The sequence below is a fragment of the Zoogloea sp. genome (assembly GCF_023150065.1).
Classification (GTDB): domain Bacteria; phylum Pseudomonadota; class Gammaproteobacteria; order Burkholderiales; family Rhodocyclaceae; genus Zoogloea.
On the sequence record NZ_JAKLLN010000009.1, the window covers coordinates 36747 to 62791 of the forward strand.

Here is a 26045-nt window from a genome sequence, read left to right on the forward strand (position 1 = left end):
GCTCGGGCTGCTAGAATCCGCGGGTGCCGCGCCAATCCAATATTCTCCGCCTGTTGTTTGTGTTGCTCGTCCTCGCCGGAGGCGCGCCTGCCCATGGTGCGGACAGCTTGGTCGAACTCCAGGTACCCGATTCACTGCGCCCCTTGCTCGTCAAACACCTCGATTTCCTCGAGCGTCCCCCCGAGGACGTACTGGACGCCGCCGGTCGGGTTGCCCTGATGCGGCGGGCGCGCAAGGAAATCCGCGAGATCCTCGCCACCGAGGGGTATTTCTCTCCCGCCATCGAAAGGCAGGATCTGGAGGGCGAGCGCCTGCGCGTCGTGGTCACGCCCGGGCGTCGTACGAGCATCTCGGCCCTGGACCTGCGTTTCGTCGGCGATATCAGTGGCTCCGGAGGGGATCGGCCGGAGCGCCTGGTGGCCCTGCAGGCCGCGTGGAGCTTGCCGGTCGGCCAGCCTTTCCGGCAGGCCGACTGGGATGCGGCCAAGCAGCGTCTGCTCGATGCCCTGTCCAGCCGCGAGTATGCCGCCGCCCGCATCTCGGACAGTCGAGCCCTCATCGACCCGGAGACTGCCAGCGCCCGGCTGGAGGTGGAGGTGGACAGTGGTCCGGTATTCCGTTTCGGGGCAGTGCAGATCAATGGGCTGTCGGACTACGACGCCAGCCTCATCGCGCGTTACCGTCCGCCGGAGGTCGGCGAACTCTACAGTCAGGAGCGGTTGCTGCGCTTCCAGACCGCCTTGCAGAACACCAGCTACTTCGCGTCGGTGGTCGTCGATATCGATCGGAGCAGCGCCACGCCGGATGCCGTACCGGTGCGGGTCGACGTCACCGAGGCCAAGCCGCGGCGCATCGGCTTCGGGGCTGGCGCCAGCAGCAACACCGGCTACCGGGTCGAGACCAGTTACCGGGATGCCCACTTCATGGGCCAGCCCTGGAATCTGGTCAGCGGAGTCCGTCTCGAACAGCGGCGCCAGCTGGGATACGCCGACGTCTTCCTGCCGCCGTCCCTCTCCGGCTATCTGGACAGCGTCGGCGCCCTGGCCGAGCATACCAACATCGCGGGTTTGCAGACCCAGCGTCAGTCCATCGGCGTGGTTCGTACCATTCCCCGGGGCAACATGGAGAACCGCCTGGCCCTCAATTACCAGCACGAGATCCTGACGCCGGAGGGTAGCCTCCGATCCAGTCGCTCGGCGCTCACCGCCAACTGGTCCTGGACCTATCGGGCCGTCGATAACATGCTTGATCCCCGGCATGGACAGGTGGTCAACTTCCAGTTGGGGGGAGCGTCCCGCGCCCTCCTGTCGGATCGCAATTTTGTGCGCCTTTACGGACGCTACCAGCACTTCTTTCCGATCGGTGAACGGGATGTGCTGATTCTGAGGGCGGAGGGCGGCATGACCATTGCAGCGAACCGCGACGGTGTTCCCCAGGATTTTCTGTTCCGCACTGGCGGCGCCCAGACGGTGCGGGGCTACGCGTACCAGAGCCTGGGGGTGACTGAAGGCAGCGCAACCGTCGGCGGCCGTTACCTGGCCGTCACCAGTGCCGAGTATGTCCATTGGTACGAGGGCAACTGGGGCGTGGCGGCCTTCGTCGATGCCGGCAATGCCAACGACCAGCGGGAGCTGTTCAAGATGAATCTCGGCTACGGGTTCGGGCCGCGATGGCGGAGTCCGGCGGGGCCGATCGCCGTGGACCTGGCCTATGGCCAGAGTGATCATCGGGTTCGTCTCCAGTTTGCCGTGGCCATCGCCTTCTGAGGGCTCGCGCCCTCAAGCCCCCGTGCTGACGTCAACGCCCGGCCGGGGTCTGACGTTGAGGCTCTGCGACCCTTTGCCACGTGGCCGGAACCTCAGGCGCAGCGCATGAGAATTGGCAAACCCGCAGGGGAAGTTTAGACTTCGCTGATATTTTTTCGCCACACAACCCAAGAGGATCACATGAAGAAACTCGTTGCTGTCGCCGCCATCGCCGGCCTGATGGGCTCCACCGCTGCATTCGCCGATGCGGGCGCCGACTTGGCCAAGGCCAAGAACTGTCTGGCCTGCCACGCCGTCGACAAGAAGCTCGTCGGCCCGGCCTACAAGGATGTCGCTGCCAAGTACAAGGGTGACAAGACCGCCGAAGCCAAGCTCGCCGAGAAGGTCGTCAAGGGTGGTGTTGGCGCCTGGGGCCAGATCCCGATGCCCCCCAACCCGCAGGTTAGCCCGGCCGAAGCCAAGACTCTCGTGGCCTGGGTTCTCGCCCAGAAGTAAGCGACGCAGCCTCGTCCCGGCCAGCCTTCGGGCTGGCTTTTTTGTTTTTGGCCTCCAGCTCCGAGGTGCTATGGCAAAAGCTTTGGCTCTTGTCGCGAAATTGCAACACTTCGTCGGGGCGTCTTATCCAAAAAACAACGCTGTCCTTGCTTCACCCTTTGCCTCGCACCCACAATGCAGGCCAACTTCTCGTTAGAGAGGTGAAATTGGTCGGCCCCGCGCAAGTGGTGCGTGCCAGTCTTCAATCAAGAGGAGAAACATATGCAAAAGAAACTGATCGCTCTGGCCGTTGCCGGCCTGGCTTCCACCGGTGCCTTCGCTCAAGCCAACGTGACCGTTTACGGCGTGGCTGACGCTTCCTTCGACGTCGTCAAGATCTCTGGCGATGCGAACAACGAACTCGGCAACACCACCCGTGTTTCCACCAACTCTTCCCTGATCGGTTTCAAGGGTGCTGAAGCTCTGGGCAACGGCCTGACCGCCGTGTTCCAGTTCGAAAGCGCTGTTGGTTTCGACAACGCCGGTGCCCTGGGCGCCAACCGTGACAGCTACGTCGGCCTGGCCGGCGGCTTCGGTACCGTTGTTCTGGGTAACCTGACTGGCCCGACCCGTGCTCTGGGTGCTGCTGTTGATGTCAACGCCGGTGCTACCGGTATCGGTGCCAACTCCGGCCTGCTGGGTAAGCTGGGTAACAACCTGATCGGCACCACCGATGCCAACGGCTCCTACGCCGGCGGCTCCACCTGCGGCCGTTCCACCACCTGCACCTCGATCTTCGACACCCGCTGGAAGAACGCGATTGCCTACGTGTCCCCGAGCTTCGCTGGCCTGAACGCCACCGTCGCCTACGTGGCCAACGAGAACAAGTCCCTGCACGGCCTGGCCGCTGCCAACACCACCGGCTACGACGTCGGTCTGAAGTACGCCAATGGCCCGGCCATGGCTGCTGTGACCTACAACGCCGTGTCCGTCGGCAACGCTGCTGACCTCAAGGTTAGCGACCTGCGTGCTGGTGGTAGCCTGACCTTCGGTGCTGCTTCTGTCCGCGCCGTGTTTGATCTGGCCCGTGCTGATAACTTCGGCGGCAACAAGGTTACCCAAGCCGTCTACGGTCTGGGCGCCACCTTCAACGTGACCCCGGCTTCCAAGCTGCTGGGTCAGGTGTATGTTGCTCGTGACCTGAAGGTCAACGGCAGCAGCGCTGACGACACCGGTGCCAAGCTGTTCGAAGTGGGCGTCGAGCACAGCCTGTCCAAGCGCACCATGCTCAAGGCTACCTACGCCATGATCAACAACGACAAGAAGGCCGCTTACGACTTCGGCATCAACGCTTCTGGCATCAACACCGGCGCTCTGCCCGGTGGTGCCAACGCTATTGGTGGCACCGTTCAGGGTCTGTCCCTGGGCCTGCGTCACACCTTCTAATTCAGACTTGGTCTGAATCAGGAATTGACGGGCACCTTCGGGTGCCCGTTTTTCGTTCACCTGTTTGCTGAGATGGAGGTGAAGGGATGGAAAATGTGTTGTGTTTATCAAACAAGCCCTCCAAAGCAAAGTGGCCACCCAAGGGTGGCCACTTTGCTTTGGAGGGGGGCGACTCAGCCGATCCGGACGAGATTGTCCCGATGGATCAGTTCAGGTTCCTCAACAAAGCCGAGAATGCTCTCGATTTCCGTAGAGGGCTTGCGGGCGATGCGTCTGGCATCGTTGCTGGCGTAGTTGGCCAGGCCGCGGGCGATCTCACGGCCCTGTGCATCCCGGCAGGCGATGACTGCGCCACGGGCGAACTCGCCATCAACGGTCGTGACTCCGATGGGCAGAAGGCTGCGCCCTGCCAGCAGGGCCTCGATGGCGCCCTGGTCGAGCGTGACGCTGCCGGCCAGTTGAAGATGGTCGGCCAGCCACTGCTTGCGCGCGGCGAGTGGCGTGCTGGTGGCGTAGAGCAGCGTGCCGATGTCGTTGCCGGCAGCGACCCGTAGCAGTGCATCCACTTCGCGGCCGCTGGCGATACAGGTATGGGCGCCGCTGCGTGCAGCACGCTGGGCAGCGCGAACCTTGGTGATCATGCCGCCCTTGCTGATACCGCTGCCGGCACCGCCAGCCATGGCTTCCAGGGCAGTGTTCTCGGCACGGTCCTCGCCGATCAGACTGGCGTCCGGGTCGCGTCTCGGATCCGCGGTGTACAGACCTTGCTGGTCGGTGAGGATGATCAGCGCATCGGCATCGATCAGGTTGGCCACCAGGGCGCCGAGAGTGTCGTTGTCGCCGAATTTGATCTCGTCGGTGACCACGGTGTCGTTCTCGTTGATGATGGGGACGACACCCAGTTCCAGCAGGGTCACCAGGGTCGAGCGGGCGTTGAGGTAGCGCGTCCGGTCGGCGAGATCGGCGTGGGTCAGCAGAATCTGGGCGGTGTGAAGCTTGTTCTGGGCGAAGACGCTTTCATAGGCCTGGGCCAGGCCCATCTGGCCGACAGCGGCTGCGGCCTGCAGCTGATGCATCTCCTGGGGGCGTTCGGTCCAGCCGAGGCGCTGCATGCCGGCGGCAATGGCGCCCGAGCTGACCAGCACCACCTCGCGGCCTTCGGCGCGCAGGCTGGCGATCTGGCGTGCCCAGTCGGCCAGGGCTTCGACGGCGAGGCCTTCACCGTTGTTGGTGACAAGGGCGCTGCCGACCTTTACGACCAGGCGGCGGGCGTTACGGATTGAGGTTCTCATCGTCTTCGTCGTCTTCTTCGAAATCGTCGTCGTACTCGTCATCGGCCTCGGGCTCTTCAATGTCGGCGCTGGCGACTGATTCCCGGGCTGTAGCAGCAGCGGCGTCGGCAGCGGCCTGGGCTGCCGCCTTTTCCTCGTCGAGAATGTCCTGGATGGCGAAGACTACGCCCTGGCAGCCGTCACGGCTGATGGCAGAAACCTCGAAGTGGCGCTCGGTGGGGCCGTAAGCTTTGAGAAAGGCGGCCACGCGTTCCTCGCGCTCGGCGGGGTCGGGAATCAGGTCGAGTTTGTTCAGGACCAGCCATCGGCGCTTGTTGACGAGATCTTCATCGTATTTGCGCAGCTCCTCGACGATGGCGTGGGCGTCCCGGACGGGGTCGGCCTCGGGGTCAAAGGGGGCGATGTCGACGATGTGCAGCAGGATGTGGGTACGTTGCAGGTGGCGCAGGAACTGGTGGCCCAGGCCGGCACCATCGGCGGCGCCTTCGATGAGGCCGGGAATGTCGGCGATCACGAAGCTGCGGTTTTCCGAGGTGCGGACCACGCCCAGGTTGGGGGCGAGAGTGGTGAAGGGGTAGTCGGCAACCTTGGGCTTTGCCGATGAGACGGCGCGGATGAAGGTGGATTTGCCGGCGTTGGGCATGCCCAGCAGGCCTACGTCAGCCAGGACCTTGAGTTCCAGGTTGAGGGCCTTGCGTTCGCCCTCCTGACCCATGGTCTTCTTGCGGGGTGCGCGGTTGGTGCTGGTCTTGAAGTGCAGGTTGCCCAGGCCGCCACGGCCGCCTCGTGCAATCATCACGCGTTTGCCGTCGGCGTCCAGGTCGGCGACGAGTTCGCCGGTGTCCTGCAGGGTGATGACGGTGCCTACCGGCATGCGCAGCTCGATATCGTCACCGCCCTTGCCGTAGCAGTCCGCACCGCGACCGTTTTCGCCGCGTTCGGCGAGGAAGGTACGCTTGAAGCGGAAATCGATCAGGGTGTTGAGGTTGCGGTCGCCAACGGCATAGACATCGCCGCCCTTGCCGCCGTCACCGCCGTCCGGACCACCCATGGGGATGTATTTTTCGCGGCGGAAGGTGGCGGCGCCGTTACCGCCGTCGCCAGCGATGACTTCAATACGGGCTTCGTCGAAAAATTTCATGGGTGTTTCCGGTTGGGGTGTTGATTCAGACCCTGAATGAAAAAAGCCCTATCGCAAGATAGGGCTTTGAAGACATGCGGTCGGCGCTTATTCAGCGGCAGCGACGATGCTCACGGTACGACGCTTGTTGGCGCCCTTCACGGTGAACTGCACGGTGCCTTCGGTCAGCGCGAACAGGGTGTGATCCTTGCCGATGCCGACGTTTTCGCCCGGGTGGTATTCGGTGCCGCGCTGGCGAACGATGATGTTGCCGGCGAGGACGAACTGACCGCCGTAGCGCTTGACGCCAAGGCGTTTGCTTTCTGAGTCGCGACCGTTACGTGAACTGCCGCCAGCCTTTTTGTGTGCCATGTCGGTATCTCCTTAAGCCGAGATCGCGTCGATGCGCAGCTCGGTGTAGTTCTGACGGTGACCCTGATGCTTCTGGTAGTGCTTGCGACGACGCATCTTGAAGATCTTGATCTTGTCGTGGCGGCCGTGGGAAACCACGGTGGCAGTGACGCTGGCGCCAGCGACCACGGGGGTGCCGATCTTGACCGACTCGCCTTCGCCGACCATGAAAACCTGGTCGATGGTGATTTGCGAGTCCACGTCAGCCGGTATCTGTTCTACTTTGAGTTTTTCGCCGACGACGACGCGATACTGCTTGCCGCCGGTTTTTATGACCGCGTACATGGATGTACTCCGATTAAGGGTTTGCAGGAAACGAAGCAGTATAAGTGACCGGATTTTCCATGTCAATGCCGGTGCTCCGATGCCTTACTGCCCGATGCGTTCCTGGTGAATCAGCCATTGGCCGTCGCGAAGGGCCAGGGTCAGGGTTTTGGTTTCACGGAGTGTCTTCCCCTGGGCGCTGTAGGCCTGGGTGAAGCGGGCGGTGGCGCGACTGCCGTCGGCCTTGATGTCCAGGTCGGAGACCTGCACGGTGATCTCGCCGGGCCGGCCGAGGCGATCCCTGCGCTGCTGCAGCCAGGCGGAGTAGGCCAGCCCGGCCGCGGGGGTGAAGTCGCTGGCGTAGTGTCTGAGGTAGGTGTCTATGTTCTTGCTTTGCCATGCTGCTGCCCATTCGTTCACTGCCCGCCGGATGTCCTCGCTGGCGTTGGTGGATGGGCTGGGGGCGGCGTAGCTGGCGGCCGCGCGGGGCAGCATCGCGGGAGCCGGTGCGGAAGAAGGGGTTGCCGCTACGGGAGATGGGGCGGCGGGTGCGCTGACCGGAGGGGCACTGACCGGCGGTGTCGCTGTTGCGGAAGCGGGCTGCGGTGTGGCCGGTGCTGTCGTGGCCCCGGTCGGGGTGCCCTGGGCAAGGTGGGCGACTTCCTGGGGCAGCAGGTTTTCGGTGCCGGATTCGAAGGTTCTGTTCGAGTCGGGCCGGATCAGGGTGGGTGAGACAGGCTGCTCTGCGGGAGGGGCGGCAGGGGCTGCGGCGGTTACCGGCGGGGATACCGGAGCAGGGTTGGGCGACGCCTTTTGCGTGGCCGGCGGGGCCACTGTCCCGGCCTTGGCGGATTGGCCGAGGGTGGGCAGGCGTCCTTCTGCGCCGAGCTTGACGGTGAAAATCAGGGAAACCACCAGGAACATGCCGACGATGCCGCCCATGAACCACAGAAAGGTTTGTCCGGGGGTAAGCAGGGCAGGTGGAACGTAACGGTGTGAGCCGTTGCTATTGTGTTGCTTCATGGTTGTGAGGGCACGCGATTCGGTTCCGACGGATTCTAGGGCTGCCAATGTTTCCCCGCAGCGACTTTTGGCCGAACTGACGCATGTTTGCAGAGATGGCGGACCAGATATCCGTTGCCGACGGAGCGGGGGGCGATTACGGCAGGCGAAGAAGGATGCGCAGGCCCTGGGTGGGTTCGTTGCGGTCGAGGTAGCCGATGAGATTCGGTGTGTCGGTCAGCCACTGCCGTGCTTCGGCCAGGGTGCGGGCTTCCTTGGGGGGGAATGCCCGGCCGGTGAATACCAGGCGCGACCAGTAGGCCTGGATCTGCCAGGGGTTCTTGCCCGTGAGCTTGAAATAGAACTCGTCCCGCACGGGGCCGTTCGGCAGATCCACGAGACTGACCGGGGTGCCGTCGCTGAGGGTGGTGCTGCGGCCGAGATAGAGTTTCTCGGCCTGTTCGCGGGTCAGTTCGATGGGCGCGCTGCGGCTGCTGGTGACGATGAGGATCTCCGCCAGGCAAGAGCTGGAGGCGAGCAGTGCGGCAAGGAGCAGGAGGGGACGGAGCGGACGCATCGGTCTAGAAGACGAAATCGGCCGAGATGCTGAGCACGTGAACGGGGCCGCCGGGGTTTATGTCGTCACGGATGTTGTCGCTCAGGAAGATGCCCAGGCCGCCCGGGCCGGGCTGGATCCTTTCGAGCTGGGTCTTGATGGCCACGTTGCGGGTGGCGTCCCAGCGCAGGCCGATGGCGGTGCTGCGCTGCGGCTTGTTGCGGGTGGCGTTGAACAGGCTGAGCAGGCTGTCCACCTGAGCGATGCCGCTGCTGCTGCTGGTGACGGGGGCTGTCTGGGACTGCCGGGCCACGGTGAGGTAGGGGGTGAGGGCACCGAAGCGGTAGCCGGATGTCAGGTACCAGCCCGCCGAACTGACCGTGTAGCGGTCGACGGAGCGGCGGGCGTATTCTCCGATCAGCAGGAGTCGGTCGCTGTCGTACTGGAAGCCGGCGGACAGGAAGGAGGCCTTGCTGTCGTTGCCGGAGAGGTCCTGGGCGATGTGTTCGTTGCCCGTGGCCATGAGCTGGGCGTTGAGCATCGAGAACAGGGGGTCGCCCCACTGGACGGACAGGTTGGAGCGGGCATAGCCCGCCTGGATGGTCAGTCCTGACACGCTGAGGGCGGCCTTGGCACCCCGGATTGCCTGGAGCTTCGCGGAGCCGTGGCGGACGTCGAGGGTGCTCTTGCCCCCAAAGAGGTGGAGTTCGAGGTCGGTTGCGCCGATCGGGGTGCGGTACAGGGCGTCGACACCGTTCAGGTCGGCGAAGGGGTTCAGACTGTAGACCTCGACTGGCGGACGAACCCAGGGGTTGGCGTAGTTGAGGTTTACGGAGTCCGAGTACATGAAAAACGGCGTCCGCATGCGGCCGGCCCGGACAACGACTTCAGGGGTGGCCTGAAAACGCAGAAAGCCCCAGGTCAGCAGGGGGTCGTAGCTGTCGGCCACGCCCTTCCGGACGACGGACTGGACGGTCAGGTCGATGGCGTTGCCGAGGGCAAGGGAGGCCTGCAGGCCCAGCACGGAGTCCACCGACAGATCGAAATTGGTGCGGGCGCCGCTCTCCTGCTCGGTGCTGCTGCGAAAGATGCGGGCGTCCTTGTCGGTGCGGACGGCGCCGATGGTGCCGAAGCCCGACAGGCTGAAGGGGGACGGTGCGTCGGCGGCGCGAGCGCTGTTGAGCAGGCTGGCAGCCAGGGTGAGCGCGACGAGGGGAGCGGCGATGGGTCTCATGCGTGACTCCGTTGAGCCTGGCTGGAGCGGTTGGTCAGCCACGCTTCCACCTTTTCTGCGGGAAGGGCAGGGGAGAAGAGATAGCCCTGCCCGAAATTGCAGTGGAGTTCTTTCAATAGCGCTGCCTGGGCGTTTGTTTCGATGCACTCGGCCACCACGCTCATCCCCAGTTCGTGGGCAAGGTGGATGCTGGCGCCGACGATGGCGCGCAGGCGGGTGTCCCGGACGATGTCCCGGATGAAGGAGCCGTCGAGCTTGATGGTGTCACAGGGGATGGAGTGCAGGTAGCTGAGGGAGGAGTAGCCGGTGCCGAAGTCGTCGATGAGGATCTTCAGGCCCTTGGCGCGGAGTTTGCCCAGCTGGCTGGTGGCCAGCTCCTTGCGTGTCACCAGTGTGCCTTCGGTGATTTCCAGCTTGAGGGCGCCGGGCGGTAGCCCGTGGCGCTCGATGCAGGCAACGATCTGGTCGGCCAGGTCCAGCTGGGTGAGCTGACGTGCCGAAAGGTTGACGCTGATGGTGATCTCGTCGGTGGTCAAGCCCCGGTCACGCCAGGCCTTGAGGCAGCGGCAGCTCTGATCGAGCATCTGCATGCCGAGTTCATGGACCAGGCCGAGGGATTCGGCGAGGGGGATGAAGACGTCCGGGCCAATCTGCCGGGTGCTGGCCTGGGGCCAGCGGACCAGGGCTTCGAAGCCACTGGTGAGGCCCGAGCCGAGATCGACGATGGGCTGGAAGTGGGCCACCAGCTGCCCTTCACGCAGGGCGGCGCGCAGCTGGGACTCGAGCTGCAGATCGCGCATGACCTGCTGGTGCATGGCGGACTGGAAGACGGTGATGGTGCTTTCGGCGCTGCTGCGGGAGCGATGCATGGCGTTGTCGGCGTCGCGCATCAGGTCTTCGGCGTTGTGGAAGCCGCCGCTGCCCAGGGCCACGCCGATGCGTGTCTTGGGGTACAGGGCGTGGCCGTTGAGTTCGGCGTTCTCGGCGAGGTGGGTCTGCAGCTTTTCGGAGAAGCGGATCGCTTCGCCGGCTTCGGCGATGTCGTTCAGAAGTACGGCGAACTGGTCGCCGCCGATGCGCCCGACCACGTCACCGGGGCGGGCCAGGGTACGGATGCGGGAGGCCACCAGGCGCAGCAGGTCGTCGCCGGCGGAATAGCCGAGGCTGTCATTGACCACGTGGAAGCGCTCGATGTTCACGTGCAGCACGGCAAACTGGCTGCCTTCGACGCGGTCGGCGTGGCGAAGGGTGTTCTGCAGGTGTTCGACGAATAGCGCGCGGTTGGCGAGGCCAGTGAGGCCGTCGTGCAGGGCGTCGTGGATGAGCTGGTCTTCGGCCCGCTTGCGCAGGTGGATGTCGCTGATCGAGCCAGCCATGCGAATGGCGCGGTTGCTGGCCGGGTCGAAGACGGCGACGCCGCAGGTGAGGATCCAGCGGTAGGTGCCATCCGTATGGCGGATGCGGTGTTCGACCAGCAACTGGGCCGATTCGCGCTTGAGGTGGGCGATCAGGCGCAGGCGGAAGGCTTCTCTGTCCTCCGGGTGAAGGTGATCGAGGAGGGTCTCCTTGCGTTCCAGGACCGAGTCGGCCGGCAGGCCCAGGATCTCCATGAAGCGGGGGGCGAAGTAGGTCTTGTCGCTGACGATGTCCCAGTCCCACAGGCCGTCGTTGGCGGCGCGGGTGGCGAGGGCGTAGCGTTCCTCGCTGATGGTCAGCTGGCGGGCAGTGGTTTCGAGTTCGTGGATCCGCGACTGGAGGGCTTCGGCCATGCGGTTGAAGTGCTGGCACAGCTGGGCCAGCTCGTCCTTGCCCGTTTCGGGGAGGCGGTGGGACAGTTGCCCGGCGGCAATTGCCTGGCTGCCGCGGAGCAGGCGCCCCAGGTTGCGGGTCATCAGGTAGCCGACGGTCCCCAGCAGCAGCAGGGTGAGCAGCACTTCGGCGCTGGCGATGGCGACGCCCTGGTTGAGGATGCGCTGCTTGGCGATGCTGAGGGCGGATACCGAAACGCCGAACTGTACATAGCCCACCTGGTTGCGTTCGAGCAACACCGGTCGGCGGATGTGGATGAGGTTGTGCTGGGTGCCGGCCCCGAGGTTGAGGGCGGCTGCGTCGTCGGGGAGAGGCAGGGTGAGCATCTCTGGCAGGCCGGCCCGCACCCGGGTCTGGCCGGTGCTGTCGACGATGCGGACGTAGATCAGCCCCTCGTTGGTTTCGTTGAGCAGCTCGCCGAGGGCGTCCTGAAGTTCGTTGTAGCGCCCCTGGGGCACGAAGGTCGCCGTGACCACGTTGAGGATGCCGGCATTTTGCGCGATGAGCGTATTGAGGCTGGCCGTGGTGGCCTCATTCATGAGGCGACCGCTGTTAGTCAGCAGGAGCGTCAACATCACGACCTGAACCACGGTGCTGGCCAGCAGGAGGCGAACGCGGATCGAGAGGTTGCTCAACATGCAGTGCGATGGCCTGGCGGGGTGTCGGGTGGGGGCCGCGTTCGTCCGGGGGCCCAGGCGGCGAAGGGCTTGTAGTTGTCAGCCCTTTGTAATCGGCAGAATGGCGCCAAGCTTAAGCCCGACGCGTTGGCCTGCAGCCCGGGTGCCCATGCGCCCACTATATATTGCGAAATCATACCTCCACCTGCGAGGGCCCCGCCCAGGCTCGCCCCGAGTCGTCCGGGAGCGAGCCTGCCGGGAGGCGCTGGTCTGCTGCGCTTATTTCTTCCAGGTATCGCGCAGGGTGACGGTCCGGTTGAAAACCGGAGCGCCGTCCTGGGAGTCCACCCGGTCGGCCACGAAGTAGCCGTGGCGCTCGAACTGGAAGCGGGCTTCCGGGCGGGCGGCGCGGAGGGCCGGTTCGAGCTGGGCAGTGATGACTTTGAGGCTGTCCGGATTGATGTCCTCGAGGAAGTCCCGCTCCACCCCTTCGGCGTCGCCTTCGCGCCGGTTGCCCGGATAGGCATGGGCAAACAGCCGGTCATACAGGCGTACCTCGGCGGTGTAGGCATGTTCCACCGAGACCCAGTGCAGGTTGCCCTTCACCTTGTAGTTGTCGGCGCCCGGGGTGCCCGACTTGGAGTCGGGCAGGTATTCGCACAGCACCGCGGTGATGTTGCCGTCGGCGTCCTTCTCGCAGCCGGTGCACTTGACGACGTAGCCGTAGCGCAGGCGGGCCATGTTGCCCGGGTAAAGGCGGTGGTAGCCCTTGACCGGGGTTTCCATGAAGTCCTCGCGCTCGATCCACAGCTCGCGGCCGAAGGGCATCTCGCGCTTGCCGAGCTCCGGATGCAGGGGGTGGTTGGGGGCGTGGCAGCGCTCGCTATGGCCTTCAGCATAGTTGGTGATGACCAGCTTGAGGGGGGCGAGCACGGCCACACGGCGTTCGGCGGCTTCGTTGAGGTGCTCGCGCATGCAGTCCTCGAGCACGCTCATGTCGATCCATGAGTCGCCTTTGGACACCCCGATGCGCTCGGCAAAGTGGCGGAAGCCCTCTGGGGTGAAGCCGCGGCGGCGGGCGCCGACAAGGGTCGGCAGGCGCGGGTCGTCCCAGCCGGCCACGTGTTTTTCGTCCACCAGCTGGATCAGCTTGCGCTTGGAGAGCACCACGTAAGTGAGGTTCAGGCGGGCGAACTCGATCTGGCGCGGCACCGGGCGGGGGAAGAAGCCGCCCTCGGCGAGGTTGTCCAGCAGCCAGTCATAGAAGGGGCGCTGGTCTTCGAACTCGAGCGTGCAGATGGAGTGGGTCACGTCCTCCAGCGCGTCCTCGATGGGGTGGGCGAAGGTGTACATCGGGTACACGCACCAGCGGTCACCGGTACGGTGGTGGGTGGCGTGGCGGATGCGGTAGATGGCCGGGTCGCGCAGGTTGATGTTGGGCGAGGCCATGTCGATCTTCGCGCGCAGGATGTGGGTGCCGTCGGGGAACTCTCCGGCCTTCATGCGCTGGAACAGTTCGAGGTTCTCGGTGACGCTGCGGTTGCGGAAGGGGCTGTCCTTGCCGGGGCTGGACAGGGTGCCGCGGTAGGCGCGCATCTCCTCGGCCGAGAGCGAATCCACGTAGGCCTTGCCCACGGTGATGAGGTGCTCGGCCATGGCGTACATCTTGTCGAAGTAATCCGAGGCGAAGTACAGGTGCTCACCCCAGTCGAAACCCAGCCATTGCACGGCCTCGATGATGGCGTCGACGTATTCCTGTTCTTCCTTGGTGGGATTGGTGTCGTCGAAGCGCATGTGGCACGCGCCGCCGTAGGCTTCGGCCAGGCCGAAATTGAGGCAGATGCTCTTGGCGTGGCCGTAGTGCAGATAGCCGTTGGGCTCAGGCGGGAAGCGGGTTTCGACCCGTCCGGCCCATTTGCCGAGGCGGCGATCTTCGTCGATGATGTTGCGGATGAAATTGCTGGGTGCGGCGTCGGAGGCCGGAGGGGTGTGAGCGGTCATCGGATGCTTACCTTGACGGGCACGGGCGGGGGGCGCCGGGTTCGAAAAATCCTGCGATTGTAGCCGATGCCCGGCGCATCCACGGATGCCGGGGTGAGCGGGGTGAAAGGCGCTGGGGGCGTGACCGGTTTCGCGCCGGCCGGCTTTCCGGCACTTTTCTGGGGGGTGATGCGCATTGTTTGTCATTGTGTCCGGCGACAGAAGGTGTAAAACACCGCCCGTTTGTGCGGAAATTTAACAATCCGATGCGGCTGCGGCTGACCTCGGAAACCTCTATCCGGAAAAGAACAACGATGAGTCGACCTCTTGCATGTCTCCTTGCTCCGACCCTGTGCTGGACCACGGCCGTGAATGCCGGGGAGGTGTCACTGGCCGACCTGAGCCTTGAGGAGCTGGTCCGGCTTGACGTGAGTGCCGTGTCGCGCAAGGCCCAGAAGCTCTCCGACACGCCCGCCGCGATCACCGTGCTGTCGGCGACGGACATCCGGCGCAGCGGCGCGCGGAGCGTTCCGGAGGCCCTGCGGGAGGTGCCCGGCGTGATCGTGGCGCAGATCGGATCCGGGCGCTGGGCGGTGGGTGTGCGGGGGGCGGAGGGCCGCTTCTCCAACAAGCTGCTGGTGCAGATCGACGGGCGCAGTGTGTACAGCCCCCTGTTTTCCGGCGTTTTCTGGGAAGCCCTCGACGTGATGCTCGCCGACGTGGAGCGCATCGAGGTGATCCGCGGGCCGGGCGCTTCCCTGTGGGGGGCCAATGCGGTGAATGGGGTGATCAACATCGTCACCCGCAAGGCCACCGCGACCCCGGGCGGGCTGGTGTCGGCCAGCGTGGACGACCGGGGCAACCCCACCCTTGCCGTGCGTCAGGGGATCTCCCTTGGCGATGCCGGGGCCATGCGGGTCTATGCCAAGGGCAGCGATCTGGCCCCGTCCCGCACCCGTGACGGGCGTAGCGAGCCGGACTACAACCGGGGCTGGCTGGCGGGCTTCCGCATGGACGGCGCCGGCTCGGGCGTCGATGCCTGGATGCTCCAGGGCAACACCAGCCGCCGCACCAGCGGTGAAAACATCAACGCCTTCAGCCTGACCGGGGATGGGCTGCTGATCCCCCTCGATTTCGTCTTCGAGAGCGCCAACCTGCTCGGGCGCTACAACTGGGGGCTGGCAGGGGGGGAGGCCTCCCTGCAGGCCTACATGGACCACCAGCTGGCCAACGTGGGTACCTATGGCCGCGGTACGGTCAACACCGCCGACGTGGATTTCCAGCACCGGCTGGTGCCCACGGGGGCACACGAGCTCATGTGGGGCCTGGGGGCGCGCATGGTCCAGACCGAAATCATCGCCACCTCGGCCGTGCTCAACCTCTCTCCGCCCCGGCGTAACTTCAGGGTTTTCAGTGCCTTCGTGCAGGACGAGATCACCCTTGATCCCCAGGCCTGGAAACTGACCCTGGGCGGGCGCTTCGAATACTCCAGCATGGCGCGTTTCGAGCCGCAGCCGACAGCCCGCCTGATGTGGACACCCAATCTCAAGGACAGCATGTGGGCCAGCTGGTCCCGGGCCGCCCGCACCCTGTCCATCGGCGAGAGTGATGCATCGATTCTCTTCGGTCCCCAGCAGATGCCGGCGGGCAGTCCGTTTCCGATGGTCGTCGTCGGCTCGCGGCCGGGGCAGGGCTGGAACCGGCGCGCCGAGCGGGTCGACACCCTGGAGCTGGGCTATCGCCGGAACCTCGGCAATGGCAGTGTGGAGGCGGTGCTCTTCCACAACAACTACCACCGCCTGGTGTCCGAATGGTATGACCCGAACGGCCTGATCCTCCCCAATTCGTCCCTGCCGGTGGAGCCCTTCGTGGCGCCCCTCCAGTATCTGCAGCGGGGCAGCGAGGGGAGTGCCCGCAGTCACGGCGTGGAGGTCGCGGTCGATGTGCCGGTGACCGATGCCCTGCGTCTGCAGGCCAGCTACACCCTCATGGATACCCGGGTCCGCCGTGGTGCGGACGGGTCCGCGGACGTGGGCGGGAGGGCCCTCGAGGAGGCGGCCCCCCAGCACTGGGGCACCCTGCGCATGAGCTTCAATCTGGGGGGAGGCAAGGAAGTGGACGTGGCGGCACGCCACATGGGCGCGGTCGGTGCCGGTGACGTGCCGGCCTACACCGCGGTGGACTTTCGCTATGCCTGGCGGGTGAGCCGTTACTTCGATCTCTACTTCGTCGCCCAGAACCTGTTCGACCCCCTGCACCTGGAGTACGTCTCCAACTTCTTCCCCGGCCAGCCGGTCTATCAGCCCCGTCGGGCCTTCATCCAGGGTGTGTGGCGCTTCTGAGGACACCCGGGTGATCTGCCACCTCCGCAGGCTTCTGTTGCTGCTGGCTCTCGGGCTGGCGGGTACGCCCGGCATGGCGGCCCCGCCGCCGGGTGAGTACCAGATCAAGGCGGCCTACCTGATCAACTTCGCCCGCTACGTCGAGTGGCCGCCCGGCCGTCTGCCGGCGGGGGGGCCGCTGCGCCTGTGCGTTCTGGGCCGCGACCCCTTCGGCGGAGGGCTCGAGGGGCTGGACGGTCGCCAGGTGCAGGGGCGCGAGGTGCGTCTGCGCCAGGTGGACAACCTCGAGCAGGCCCAGGAGTGTCACCTGGTTTTCGTGTCGGGCTCGGAAGAGCGCCGCATGGGGCTGATCCTGCGCGGTCTGGCCGGTCGGGGCGTGCTGACGGTCAGCGACATCGAAGGTTTTGCGGAGGCCGGGGGCGGCATCGGTCTGGTGACCGAGGATGACCGGGTGCGCTTCGACATCAACCAGGCCTCCCTGGTGCGGGACGGCCTCCGGGCCAGCTCCCAGCTGCTCCGTCTGGGGCGGCAGGTGCTCATGGAGCGGGTGTCGCGATGATCATGAGTCCGCTGCGCAACCGGCCCATCGGGGCCAAGCTGGGCATCCTGGTGAGCCTCAGCGTGCTGATCGCCCTGGGGGTGGCCCTGCTGACGATCTTCGTCATCGAAGTGCGTACCGAGCTGCGTCGCGCCGATGAGGACGCCCGGGTGCTCTCCGAGATCGTCGCCGACAGCGCCATCTCGCCCCTGCGCTTCGATGATGCCCAGGTGGCCGGAGCCCTGCTGGCCTCCCTGCGTTACCACGAACGCGTGGCTGCGGCCGCCCTCGTGCGGCCCGATGGATCGGTGTTTTCGGCCTATCCTCCGGCCCTGCGTGACAGCCCCGAGAGGCTGGCCGCCCTGCAGACCCTGGCGGCCTCCAGTCCGCTCCACTGGGATCTGCTGAAGCTCGTGGTGACGCAGCCCCTGCGCAGCGACGGCGAGGAGCTGGGTGAGCTGCTCATCGAGTTCAATCTCAATGCCATCGTCCACCGGATTACCTTGTGGATCGGCTTTGCGCTGCTCGGCCTGCTGGTGGCCCTGCTGGCAGCGGGGCTGTTCATCCGGCGTGTGCGGGGCATGATCGTCGATCCGCTGCAGCAGCTGGCCCAGGTGGTGCGGGAGGTCGGCGTCCACAAACGCTACGACCTGCGGGCCCCGGCCGGCTACGGGGATGAGGTGGGGGAGCTGATCGCCGGTTTCAACAGCATGCTGGGCGAGATCGCTGCCCGCGACCGGGAGCTCATCCTGCACCGGGAGCACCTGGCCTCCCAGGTTGCAGCACGGACCGCCGAGCTGCTGGCGGCCAAGGAGCAGGCCGAGGCCGCGAGCCGGGCCAAGTCCCAGTTCCTGGCCAACATGAGCCACGAGATCCGCACCCCGATGAACGGCGTCATGGGCATGATCGGCCTGCTGCGGCAGACGCCGCTGGTGGAGCGTCAGGGGCACTTTGTTGATATGCTCGACAATTCCGCCTGTGCCCTCATGGAGATCATCAACGACGTGCTCGATGTATCGAAAATCGAGGCTGGCCGCCTCGACCTCGAGAGCCGGCCGTTCTCCCTCCGGGACACCGTTGACCAGGTGGCCGCCCTGTTTGCCACCTCGGCCCACGAGCGCGGGCTGCTGCTGCGCCTGTACGTGGACCGGCGCGTCCCCGAGTCGGCGGTGGGTGATGCCCTGCGCGTTCGCCAGGTGCTAAACAACCTGGTCTCGAACGCCCAGAAGTTCACCGAGAAAGGTGAGATTGCCGTCCGCATCGACCGCGTAGCCTGCCCGAAGGCCGGCCACCTGCGCTTGCGCGCCGAGGTGCGCGACACCGGCATCGGGGTGCCGCGCGGGGCGGGGGCACGGCTCTTCCATTCCTTCTCCCAGGCCGACAATTCCATGGCCCGGCGCTTTGGCGGAACCGGGCTGGGCCTGTCCATCGCCAAACAGCTGGTCGAGCTGATGAACGGCGAGATCGGCTATGTCACCGAGCCGGGGCAGGGGTCCTGTTTCTGGGTAGAGTTCGAACTCGCCGTGGACGGGTACAGGGATGCGGCCGAGCAGCCCCTGACCGGCCGCGCCGCCCTGCTGGCCATTGCCGACCCGCTGCTGCGCGACGAGCTCTCCGAGCAGCTGGCCTTCTTCGGCTGCCGCAGCGAGCTGGCTTTTGACCCCCTGGCGGTGGACGAGATGCTGGCGGTCGGTACCGGCTTCGACTGGGTGGTGGTGGATGCCGCCTTCGGTGGCGATGGTGGCCTGGCCCTGCTGGGCAGCCTGCGGGGCCGCAGCGGCAGTCCGCCCCTGGCCGCGGTGGTCGGTGCCGGGCGTGAAGGGGCCGACGAGGCCCATTCCGCCGGCGCGAGCATCGTGCTGGCACGTCCCATCACCGGGGCGGAGATCCGGCGTTTCCTGGTCAGCGAGCTGGCGCCGGCAGCAGTACCCCAGGTGCGCCAGACCCAGGTGCTGGCCGCGCATGTGCTGGTGGTCGAGGACCACCCGGTGAATCGTGAAGTTGTGACCGCCGTGCTGGAATCCCTCGGTTGCCGTGTTTCCGTTGCCGAAAATGGGCGGCAGGCTCTCGATCTGTGCTGTGCCGGGCGCTTCGATCTGGTTCTGATGGACATCCAGATGCCCGAGATGGACGGCCGGCAGGCCACCCTCGGCATCCGTGCCCACGAGCTGGAGGCTGACTGGGCGCGCATGCCCATCGTGGCCCTCACTGCCAATGCCCTCAAGGAGGATCGCGACGCCTGCCTGGCCGCCGGCATGGACGACTACCTCGTCAAGCCGGTGTCCCGGGAGCAGTTGTGGGCGGTGCTGAGCCGCTGGTTGCGGGAGGCCCTGCCGTCCGATCCGGACGGCGCGGCGCCCCGCGTCGCGGGGGCAGCAGCCCAGCCACGCCGCTATGGTGCCGAGACCGCCATGGACGTGGATCTGCTCATGTCCCTGCCCGGGGTCAATGGCAACCGGGCCTCCCCCATGCTGCAGCGCCTGCTCCCGCTTTTCGTCGGCGAAACCGAGCGCAATCTGGCGGCGATGCGGAGCGGGGTTGCCGCCGGTGATGCCGAAGCGGTGCGGGCCCTGGCCCACAAGATGAAGTCCGGCTGTATGGCCGTCGGTGCGGTGTGGCTTGCCAGCCGGGCGCGCAGTCTGGACGAACGGATCAAGGCCGGCGGAACCCCGACCGGTGCAGATGTGGATGCCATTGCCGAGGCCTGGGTGGCCTGCAAGCAGGTTCTCCTCCGGGAGAATCTGATCGGTGTGGAGTTACTGGACCGGGCGGAAAGCCCGATGGAACGATGACGGCAAGTGAAAGCGCCCGCGTCCTGGTAGTGGACGATGACCCCCTGACCCGCCTGATGGCCTCCGAGGCCCTGCGGGAAGGCGGGCTCGTTACCCTGGAGGCCGAAGACGGGCTGCAGGCTTTGAGCCTGTTCGATTCGGCGCTGCCCGATCTCGTGCTGCTCGACGTGATGATGCCCGGCCTGAGTGGCTTCGAGGTTTGCCAGCAGCTGCGTGCCCGGCCGGGCGGGGCCCTGGTTCCGATCATCATGCTCACCGGGCTGGATGACGGTGATTCGGTGCAGCGTGCCTTCGAGGTGGGGGCCACCGACTTCATCTCCAAGCCGATCAACTGGACCCTGCTGCGCTTCCGTATCCGCTACGTGCTGCGCTCGGCCCAGGTCATGAAGGAGCTGACCCGCAACAAGGAGAGCCTCTCCAACGCCCAGCGCATTGCTCGCCTGGGCAGCTGGGAGTGGTTTGTCCGGGAAAACCGGGTGCAGCGTTCGGACCAGTACTACCGGCTCTTCGGTCAGCCCGCCAGCGACTTCGGCGAGCATATGGAAGCCGTGCTGGAGCATGTCTATGTGCCTGACCGGCCCCTGGTGGCCGCAGCCCTAGACGGGGCCCGCCGGGGCATCGGCTTTCAGCTGACCTACCGGGTGGTATGGCCCGACGGCAGCGTGCGCACGGTGCTCGAGACGGTGGAGCCCGGCGACCCCGACGAGAACGCCGGATTGGTCATGGAAGGCAGCGCCCAGGACATCACCGATCAGGTGGATGCCCAGCGGCGCATCCGCCAACTGGCCTATTTCGACCACCTCACCGGCCTGCCCAACCGGGAGTTCTTCCGCGAAAACCTGCTGGGAGCCGCCGTGCGCTGCCTGCGCAATGACAGCCGTTGTGCGGTGATGGTGGTGGATATCGACCGCTTTGCCCGCATCAACGACAGCCTGGGGCCGGAGCGTGGTGATCAGGTGCTGCAGGTCATCGGCCACCGCCTGCGCGAGAGCATGGGTGACCGGGCCCCCGCCGAGCCGGCGGGCGGCGGCGCCCTGCCGAGCTTCAAGGTGGCCCGCCTGGCGGCGGACGAGTTCGGGATCCTGATGCCCGACGTGGGTGACCTGGACGAGATGCAGGCGGTTGCCCATCAGCTGTTGCGGGTCGTGCGGGCGCCCATCCACGTGCCGGGGCAGGACATCACCCTGTCGGCGCGCATCGGGCTGGCGGTGATGCCCGACCACGCGGGCGACGCGGATGCACTGCTGAAGGCGGCCGAAACGGCGCTCAACCGTGCCAAGCGCACCAACGGTGAGCCGGTTGCCCTGTTTTCCGAAGAGATGAAAGTGGCGGCCTTCCTGCGCTTCACCCTCGAGGGCGAGTTGCGCCGGGCCATCGGTGATGACGAGCTGCGGGTGGTGTATCAACCCATCGTCGATGCCGCCACCGGCACCATCGTCAAGGCCGAGGCCCTGGTGCGCTGGCCGCACATGGGGCGCGGGCCGGTGCCGCCCCCGGAGTTCATCTCCCTGGCCGAGGAGACCGGCATGATCGTGCCCCTCAGCCGCGCGGTGTTCGAGCAGGTGTGTGCCGACATTGCCGGGTGGGGCGCTGTCCTGCCGCCGGATTTCCGCATCAGCGTCAATCTCTCCGGCGTCAACTTCATGGATGCCCAGCTGATCCCCACGGTTCTGGCCGAGCTGGAGCGTGCCGGCGTGCCAGCCTCGCGGATCGAGTTCGAGCTCACCGAGACGGTGCTGATGCGCGATCTGGATTACGCCACGAACATCCTGGCCCAGCTGCGCGAGATGGGGGTGCGGGTGGCGGTGGACGACTTTGGTACGGGGTATTCATCCCTGGCCTATCTGCGCCGGCTGGCCGTGGATACCCTCAAGATCGACCGTTCCTTCGTGAACGAGCTGGATGATGGTCAGGGCATTGCCATCGTCGAGGCCGTGATCGGGTTGGCCCACAGCCTCGGGCTGGAAGTGGTGGCCGAGGGGGTCGAGACCGTCTCCCAGCTGTCGGCCCTGCATCAGCGGGGCTGTCACCTCATCCAGGGCTACCTTTTTGCCCGGCCCATGTCGGCCAAGATGCTCACCCAGGCCCTGCGCAACGGCATCCGCCTGCCCCAGGGGCTCGGCCCGTTGCCGGCCGGCCTGTAGCGGGGGGCTCAGAGTTCTTTCAGGAGCCCGTGGAGATAGCCACGGGTGAAATGCGCCTGCTCCCGGAAGACCGGATCGGTCATCAGCAGCTTGTGCAGGGCCGGCAGGTTGTAGAAGGGCACCGCCGGGTAGAGGTGATGTTCCAGGTGATAGCTGATGTTGTAAGGAGCGATCAGCACGCGCTCGATCAGAAAGGGCTTCACCGTGCGCGTGGCCGTCAGCAGGTTGCTGTATTTCAGGTCGCCGAAGTGCTCCGCGAAGCTGCGGATGTACTGGAACATCATGAAGGACGTGAGGAAGGGGACAACCCAGAACAGCAGGTACTGGGTCCATAGCCCCAGCAGGGTCAGCGTCGCGAACAGCAGCGCGTAGAAGACCCGCATCTGCAGCTTTTCCGCTTGCCCCTTCTTGTCCTTGCCGATGCGCCGGGCCATCCAGCGCAGGTCGGCGAGGCCCTGGTAGGCGATGAGGTAGAGGAACAGGCGGCCCAGGAACTGCCCGCGGGTCTGGGGGCGGGCAAAGGCGGGGCGGCCTTCCTTGGCAACCCAGTCGGGATCGTCGCCGGTGTTGAGGTGCTGGTGATGGCTGATGTGATTGCGGCGGTAGCCGTCCACGTGAATCAGCATCGGAAAGCACACCAGCACGTCGGTGATGAGGTCGGACAGCTTGCGGTTGCTCAGAAAGCGGAAGTGGGCGGCATCGTGCATCACCACCGCCAGGGCGTGCATGCGCGAGCCGATCAGGATGACGGCCGGGATGTAGGTCCAGATGGAGAAATACCGGTTGGCGAGGGCGATGGTGCCGAGGATGAGTATCCACTCGAACACATAGGCCGCCAGCACCCGGGATGGCTTCACCTCGTAGAGCGGTTTCAGCGCTTCCTTGCCGATGCTCAGGTTCAGATCTCTTGCGTCATGGGTGGGCATGCTGTCTGTCGGGGGGATATTGATTATGGGAATGGTCTGGCGTGCTCAATCATACCGCAGGCTGTTGCCCCGGTCGGCCTTGTGCAGCTAGTTGTTATGGATATCGGGAGACGCGGTGGCCGGGCCGGTGTGCCCGCCTGGCAAGCCTCTGCGGGCTGTTGGGGGGCTGCGGCGGGGGGCGTGGCAGGCGGGGTGGGCAGCGCCGTGTCATGGGCACTGCCCGCAGCTCAGGTCGGGCGGCGATCCGGGCGGATGGCGATGGACAGGCGGTTGCCTTCCGAGGCTTCGAGCTCGCGCAGCTGGCGGATCAGGCTTTCGTCGAGCACAAAGTCGGCGGCCAGCAGCATCACCCCGTCGCGGGTGACGAGGTCACGTGCCAGCACCATGCCGGGCTTGAGGGAGGAGGGGTTGAGTTCGTTGCTGGTGCTGGCGATGGTCTCGGTGGCGCCCAGCACGTCCACCAGGGCATCCACCACCTGGGGACAGTAGCGCTTGCCCCGGTTCTGCTGGATGAAGGCGACCGCCTCGTCCTGCTTGAGCTTGCGCGGCGACAGGGTGCCGATCTGCAGGGCGTCGAAGTCGTTGGCCACGGCCAGAACCCGGGCGCCGTAAGGAATTGCCAGGCCGGACAGGCGGTCCGGGTAGCCCTGGCCGTCCCAGCGCTCGTGGTGGCCACGGATGAAGGTGCCCGCCTTGCGCAGGTTCTCCAGGCCCATCAGGGCGGCCTGGCCGGTGACCGGGTGCTTGCGCAGCAGGCCCAGCTCGTCACCGCTCATGTGGGAGACTGGCTTGGACAGCAGCTCGTCGGGCAGGCCGATCTTGCCCACGTCGTGGAGCAGGCCGGCCAGCATCACGTCCTGGGCCTCGGGGGCCGGGAAGTTGAGCTTGAGGGCGATCTTGCGGGCCAGGTCGGCGACGCGCCGGGAGTGGCCGGAGATCACGCCCTCGCGCAGTTCGATCAGGTTGGAGAACACCCGGATGGAGGTCAGGAAGTTCTGCTTGAGCTTCTCGTGAGCCACCTTCAGCTCGCTGGTGCGGGCTTCGACCTTCTCCTCGAGGCTGGCGTTGAGGGCCTTGAGCTCTTCGTTCTGGGCGAAGGTGAGCTTTTCCAGCCGGATCTTCTCCCGCTCCAGGGCCTTGCGCTCAAGGGCTTCGCGCACGGTCAGCACCACGTCCTGATCGTTCCAGGGTTTGGAGATGTAGCGGGCGATCTGCCCGGAGTTGATGGCGGCGATGGTCGATTCCATGTCGGCATAGCCGGTCAGCAGCAGGCGCACGGCGTCCGGGTGGCGCTGGCGGGCTTCGGACAGGAAGGCGGCGCCGTCCATGCCCGGCATGCGCATGTCGGAGATGATCAGGTCCACGTGCTCCCGGTCGAGGATCTCGAGGCCTTCTGGGCCACCGCCGGCCACCAGCACGTTATAGCCGTGGGGGCGGAACAGGCGCCGCAGGGATGACAGGATGTTGGCTTCATCGTCCACGCACAGGAGGGTGAAGCTGCCGTTTTCGGGAGATGTACTCATGCTTGGGCTCCGGCAGACGCGTCGTGGTGAACAGGCAGGGTGATGCGGAAGGTGGTGCCTGCCCCGGGCGTGCTGCTTACGCTGATGTTGCCACGGTGTTTCTGCACGATGCCATAGGACAGGGACAGGCCGAGGCCGGTCCCCTTGCCGATGGGCTTGGTGGTGAAGAAGGGGTCGAAGATCTTGTCCATGATGTCCGGGGGAATGCCCTGGCCGTTGTCGGCGACCTCGATCCACACCTCCTCGCCCTGGAGGCCGGTGCGTACGGTGATGGTGCCGCGCTGCCCGTCGGGCACGGCCTGGGCGGCATTGACGAAAAGATTCATGAAGACCTGATTGAGCTGCGAGGGCAGGCATTCGACGAGGGGGAGCTGGCCATAGTCGCGGACGATGTCGGCCCGGTACTTGATTTCGTTGCTGGCGATGTTGAGGGTGCTGTCGAGGCCGTGATGAAGATCGGCGGCCTGCCAGTCCTGGGTGGTCTCGGCGCGGGAGAAGTCGCGCAGGTCCTGGACGATCTGGCGTACCCGGTTGGTGCCTTCTTCGGATTCGCTGAGCAGTTGGTGGATGTCGTCACGCAGGTAGTCGAAGTCGGCGGCCTTCCGGGCGGCCTGGATGCGGGCCTGCTCGCTCGGCGGGAGTGTGTTCTCACTGCTTTCGTAGCAGCTCACCACGGTGAGGAGCTGTTCCACGTAGCCCTTCAGGCTGCGGATGTTGGAGTTCACATAGCCGATGGGGTTGTTGATCTCGTGGGCCACACCGGCGGCGAGCTGGCCGATGGAGGCCATTTTCTCGGACTGGACGAGCTGCTGCCGGGTGTCCTGCAGGCGGCAATTGAGCTCGGTGAGCTCGGCGTAGCGCTTCAGCAGTTCTGCCTCGGCCTTCTCCCGGCGGGCAATGTCCTGCTCCAGGCTGGCCTTGGCCTGCTGCAGCTGCTCGGTACGGCGTGCCACCTTGGCCTCCAGGTCGGCATGCATGCGCAACAGCTCGGTTTCGGCGGTCTTGCGTTCGGTGATGTCCTGCAGGGTCTCGATGGCACCGATGATCTCGCCCAGGGCGTTGCGCAGCGGGGCCGCGGTGAAGTACAGCCAGCGGCCCGTGTTGCCCATCTGGGGGAAGAAATCCTCGGCTTCGTAGGCGCCATCGATCGCCGGCGAGCGTCTGAGCTTCTTGGTGCCGTAGAACTCGAGCATGTCGTCGATCTGCCCCGACACGATGAGGTCGGCCATGATCGGCCGCTGGCTGGGGTAGAAGGCGGACCATTGATTGGAGGTGCCGACCAGGCTGCTGGCGGGCAGGCCGATGACCTGTTCGCAGGCGTGATTCCAGTGGGTGACCACGTGCCGGGCGTTGATCACCAGGGTGGGCACCGGGTCGGCGTCGATGATCTGGGTGAGCAGCTGCTGGGCCTGCTTCTGGGCGGCCTCGGCGCGCTTGCGCTCGGTCACGTCGATGAAGTTGCAGACGATGGTGCGCTGGCCCTGGAGGCTTTCATCGGAGACGGCCAGCTCCACCCAGCGCTCATCACCGGACCGGGTGATCAGCAGGGTTTCGTAGCGCGCCACCGGGTGTTCGCCGGCCAGTCGGGCGAGACCTCGTTCGCGGACGATGTCGCCGACGCTGGCCGGGTAGAAGGCCCAGAAGTCCTTCTGGACCAGCTCCTCCGGGCTGAAGCCGCTCAGGCGGGACATGGCCTGGTTGGCATACAGCACCTTGCCGCCCCGGTGCAGCAGGAGCCCCGAGCTGAGACACTCGGCAAGGGGAAACAGCGTGCCGGACAGGGGGTAGGGGGAGGGCAGTTGGGGCATG

The 26045-nt window shown here is 65.7% G+C and carries 19 protein-coding genes; 7 read left to right on the forward strand and 12 right to left on the reverse strand.

All coding sequences use genetic code 11. The annotated features are described in order from the left end of the window. The first annotated feature begins 107 nt into the window (after positions 1-107). The 3 genes from L6Q67_RS12095 (at position 108) to L6Q67_RS12105 (ending at position 3686) form a co-directional block, all read left to right on the forward strand. Positions 108-1766, forward strand: coding sequence for an autotransporter assembly complex family protein (locus L6Q67_RS12095; RefSeq protein ID WP_296569612.1), 1659 nt, complete (start codon positions 108-110; stop codon positions 1764-1766). A gap of 180 nt (positions 1767-1946) precedes the next feature. Then, a complete protein-coding gene (locus L6Q67_RS12100; protein WP_296569614.1) occupies positions 1947-2261 on the forward strand; it encodes a c-type cytochrome in 315 nt (104 codons plus the stop codon). Between the two features lie 261 nt (positions 2262-2522). Continuing rightward, positions 2523-3686, forward strand: a complete 1164-nt coding sequence (locus tag L6Q67_RS12105; RefSeq protein WP_296569616.1) for a porin — start codon at positions 2523-2525, stop codon at positions 3684-3686. Positions 3687-3859: 173 nt separating this feature from the next. Here the strand turns inward: L6Q67_RS12105 and proB are convergent, their stop codons facing one another. The 9 genes from proB to L6Q67_RS12150 all read right to left on the reverse strand — a co-directional run bounded on the left by proB (position 3860) and on the right by L6Q67_RS12150 (position 13992). Next, on the reverse strand, positions 3860-4978 hold the full coding sequence (proB, locus tag L6Q67_RS12110; protein ID WP_296569618.1) for a glutamate 5-kinase: 1119 nt from the start codon (positions 4976-4978) through the stop codon (positions 3860-3862). Next, positions 4959-6119: a GTPase ObgE gene (gene obgE / locus L6Q67_RS12115; RefSeq protein WP_296569619.1), complete on the reverse strand. Its 1161-nt coding sequence runs from the start codon at positions 6117-6119 to the stop codon at positions 4959-4961. Before obgE ends, proB begins: the two co-directional genes overlap by 20 nt. Positions 6120-6206: 87 nt before the next feature. Then, positions 6207-6470: a 50S ribosomal protein L27 gene (gene rpmA / locus L6Q67_RS12120; RefSeq protein WP_153161217.1), complete on the reverse strand. Its 264-nt coding sequence runs from the start codon at positions 6468-6470 to the stop codon at positions 6207-6209. A gap of 12 nt (positions 6471-6482) precedes the next feature. Next, positions 6483-6794 (reverse strand): 50S ribosomal protein L21, encoded by a 312-nt coding sequence (rplU, locus tag L6Q67_RS12125; RefSeq protein WP_296569624.1) that lies wholly within the window; start codon positions 6792-6794, stop codon positions 6483-6485. An 84-nt stretch (positions 6795-6878) separates the two neighbouring features. After that, positions 6879-7796, reverse strand: coding sequence for a nuclear transport factor 2 family protein (locus tag L6Q67_RS12130; RefSeq protein ID WP_296569626.1), 918 nt, complete (start codon positions 7794-7796; stop codon positions 6879-6881). Positions 7797-7932: 136 nt separating this feature from the next. After that, positions 7933-8352 carry a hypothetical protein gene (locus L6Q67_RS12135; protein ID WP_296569639.1) on the reverse strand — a complete coding sequence of 140 codons (420 nt, stop codon included), beginning with the start codon at positions 8350-8352 and terminating at the stop codon, positions 7933-7935. Positions 8353-8356: 4 nt separating this feature from the next. Next, positions 8357-9565 carry a hypothetical protein gene (locus L6Q67_RS12140; protein WP_296569642.1) on the reverse strand — a complete coding sequence of 403 codons (1209 nt, stop codon included), beginning with the start codon at positions 9563-9565 and terminating at the stop codon, positions 8357-8359. Next, positions 9562-12012 (reverse strand): EAL domain-containing protein, encoded by a 2451-nt coding sequence (locus L6Q67_RS12145; RefSeq protein ID WP_296569643.1) that lies wholly within the window; start codon positions 12010-12012, stop codon positions 9562-9564. Before L6Q67_RS12145 ends, L6Q67_RS12140 begins: the two co-directional genes overlap by 4 nt. A gap of 258 nt (positions 12013-12270) precedes the next feature. Next, positions 12271-13992 carry a glutamine--tRNA ligase/YqeY domain fusion protein gene (locus tag L6Q67_RS12150; RefSeq protein WP_296569645.1) on the reverse strand — a complete coding sequence of 574 codons (1722 nt, stop codon included), beginning with the start codon at positions 13990-13992 and terminating at the stop codon, positions 12271-12273. Between the two features lie 293 nt (positions 13993-14285). On the opposite strand from L6Q67_RS12150, the gene L6Q67_RS12155 reads away from it, so the two are divergent. From L6Q67_RS12155 to L6Q67_RS12170, 4 genes are read left to right on the forward strand one after another with little or no spacing between them, the layout of a single operon-like run. Beyond that, on the forward strand, positions 14286-16313 hold the full coding sequence (locus tag L6Q67_RS12155) for a TonB-dependent siderophore receptor (RefSeq protein ID WP_296569648.1): 2028 nt from the start codon (positions 14286-14288) through the stop codon (positions 16311-16313). A 10-nt stretch (positions 16314-16323) separates the two neighbouring features. Further along, positions 16324-16872 (forward strand): YfiR family protein, encoded by a 549-nt coding sequence (locus L6Q67_RS12160; RefSeq protein ID WP_296569650.1) that lies wholly within the window; start codon positions 16324-16326, stop codon positions 16870-16872. 2 nt (positions 16873-16874) lie between these two features. After that, complete coding sequence (locus tag L6Q67_RS12165) at positions 16875-19643, forward strand: response regulator (RefSeq protein ID WP_296569651.1); 2769 nt, start codon at positions 16875-16877, stop codon at positions 19641-19643. Continuing rightward, the gene (locus L6Q67_RS12170; RefSeq protein WP_296569653.1) at positions 19640-21787 is read left to right on the forward strand and encodes an EAL domain-containing protein; all 2148 of its coding nucleotides are present in this window, start codon (positions 19640-19642) and stop codon (positions 21785-21787) included. The genes L6Q67_RS12165 and L6Q67_RS12170 overlap by 4 nt, the downstream gene beginning before the upstream one ends. 8 nt (positions 21788-21795) lie before the next feature. On the opposite strand, the gene L6Q67_RS12175 is transcribed toward L6Q67_RS12170, so the two are convergent. The 3 genes from L6Q67_RS12175 to L6Q67_RS12185 form a co-directional block, all read right to left on the reverse strand. After that, on the reverse strand, positions 21796-22713 hold the full coding sequence (locus tag L6Q67_RS12175) for a fatty acid desaturase family protein (RefSeq protein ID WP_296569656.1): 918 nt from the start codon (positions 22711-22713) through the stop codon (positions 21796-21798). 227 nt (positions 22714-22940) lie between these two features. Beyond that, positions 22941-24236, reverse strand: a complete 1296-nt coding sequence (locus L6Q67_RS12180; protein WP_296569658.1) for an HD domain-containing phosphohydrolase — start codon at positions 24234-24236, stop codon at positions 22941-22943. Beyond that, a complete protein-coding gene (locus L6Q67_RS12185) occupies positions 24233-26044 on the reverse strand; it encodes an ATP-binding protein (RefSeq protein ID WP_296569662.1) in 1812 nt (603 codons plus the stop codon). The genes L6Q67_RS12180 and L6Q67_RS12185 overlap by 4 nt, the downstream gene beginning before the upstream one ends. Position 26045: the final 1 nt, after the last annotated feature.

What these genes read in the sequence shown, in the direction of transcription:
- L6Q67_RS12180 (WP_296569658.1), bottom strand. Translation starts at nt 24,236, where the DNA reads ATGAGTACATCTCCCGAAAACGGCAGCTTCACCCTCCTGTGCGTGGAC.
- L6Q67_RS12185 (WP_296569662.1), bottom strand. Translation starts at nt 26,044, where the DNA reads ATGCCCCAACTGCCCTCCCCCTACCCCCTGTCCGGCACGCTGTTTCCC.
- L6Q67_RS12150 (WP_296569645.1), bottom strand. Translation starts at nt 13,992, where the DNA reads ATGACCGCTCACACCCCTCCGGCCTCCGACGCCGCACCCAGCAATTTC.
- L6Q67_RS12165 (WP_296569651.1), top strand. Translation starts at nt 16,875, where the DNA reads ATGAGTCCGCTGCGCAACCGGCCCATCGGGGCCAAGCTGGGCATCCTG.
- L6Q67_RS12105 (WP_296569616.1), top strand. Translation starts at nt 2,523, where the DNA reads ATGCAAAAGAAACTGATCGCTCTGGCCGTTGCCGGCCTGGCTTCCACC.
- L6Q67_RS12140 (WP_296569642.1), bottom strand. Translation starts at nt 9,565, where the DNA reads ATGAGACCCATCGCCGCTCCCCTCGTCGCGCTCACCCTGGCTGCCAGC.
- L6Q67_RS12135 (WP_296569639.1), bottom strand. Translation starts at nt 8,352, where the DNA reads ATGCGTCCGCTCCGTCCCCTCCTGCTCCTTGCCGCACTGCTCGCCTCC.
- rpmA (WP_153161217.1), bottom strand. Translation starts at nt 6,470, where the DNA reads ATGGCACACAAAAAGGCTGGCGGCAGTTCACGTAACGGTCGCGACTCA.
- L6Q67_RS12175 (WP_296569656.1), bottom strand. Translation starts at nt 22,713, where the DNA reads ATGCCCACCCATGACGCAAGAGATCTGAACCTGAGCATCGGCAAGGAA.
- L6Q67_RS12145 (WP_296569643.1), bottom strand. Translation starts at nt 12,012, where the DNA reads ATGTTGAGCAACCTCTCGATCCGCGTTCGCCTCCTGCTGGCCAGCACC.
- proB (WP_296569618.1), bottom strand. Translation starts at nt 4,978, where the DNA reads ATGAGAACCTCAATCCGTAACGCCCGCCGCCTGGTCGTAAAGGTCGGC.
- obgE (WP_296569619.1), bottom strand. Translation starts at nt 6,119, where the DNA reads ATGAAATTTTTCGACGAAGCCCGTATTGAAGTCATCGCTGGCGACGGC.
- L6Q67_RS12170 (WP_296569653.1), top strand. Translation starts at nt 19,640, where the DNA reads ATGACGGCAAGTGAAAGCGCCCGCGTCCTGGTAGTGGACGATGACCCC.
- L6Q67_RS12155 (WP_296569648.1), top strand. Translation starts at nt 14,286, where the DNA reads ATGAGTCGACCTCTTGCATGTCTCCTTGCTCCGACCCTGTGCTGGACC.
- rplU (WP_296569624.1), bottom strand. Translation starts at nt 6,794, where the DNA reads ATGTACGCGGTCATAAAAACCGGCGGCAAGCAGTATCGCGTCGTCGTC.
- L6Q67_RS12130 (WP_296569626.1), bottom strand. Translation starts at nt 7,796, where the DNA reads ATGAAGCAACACAATAGCAACGGCTCACACCGTTACGTTCCACCTGCC.
- L6Q67_RS12100 (WP_296569614.1), top strand. Translation starts at nt 1,947, where the DNA reads ATGAAGAAACTCGTTGCTGTCGCCGCCATCGCCGGCCTGATGGGCTCC.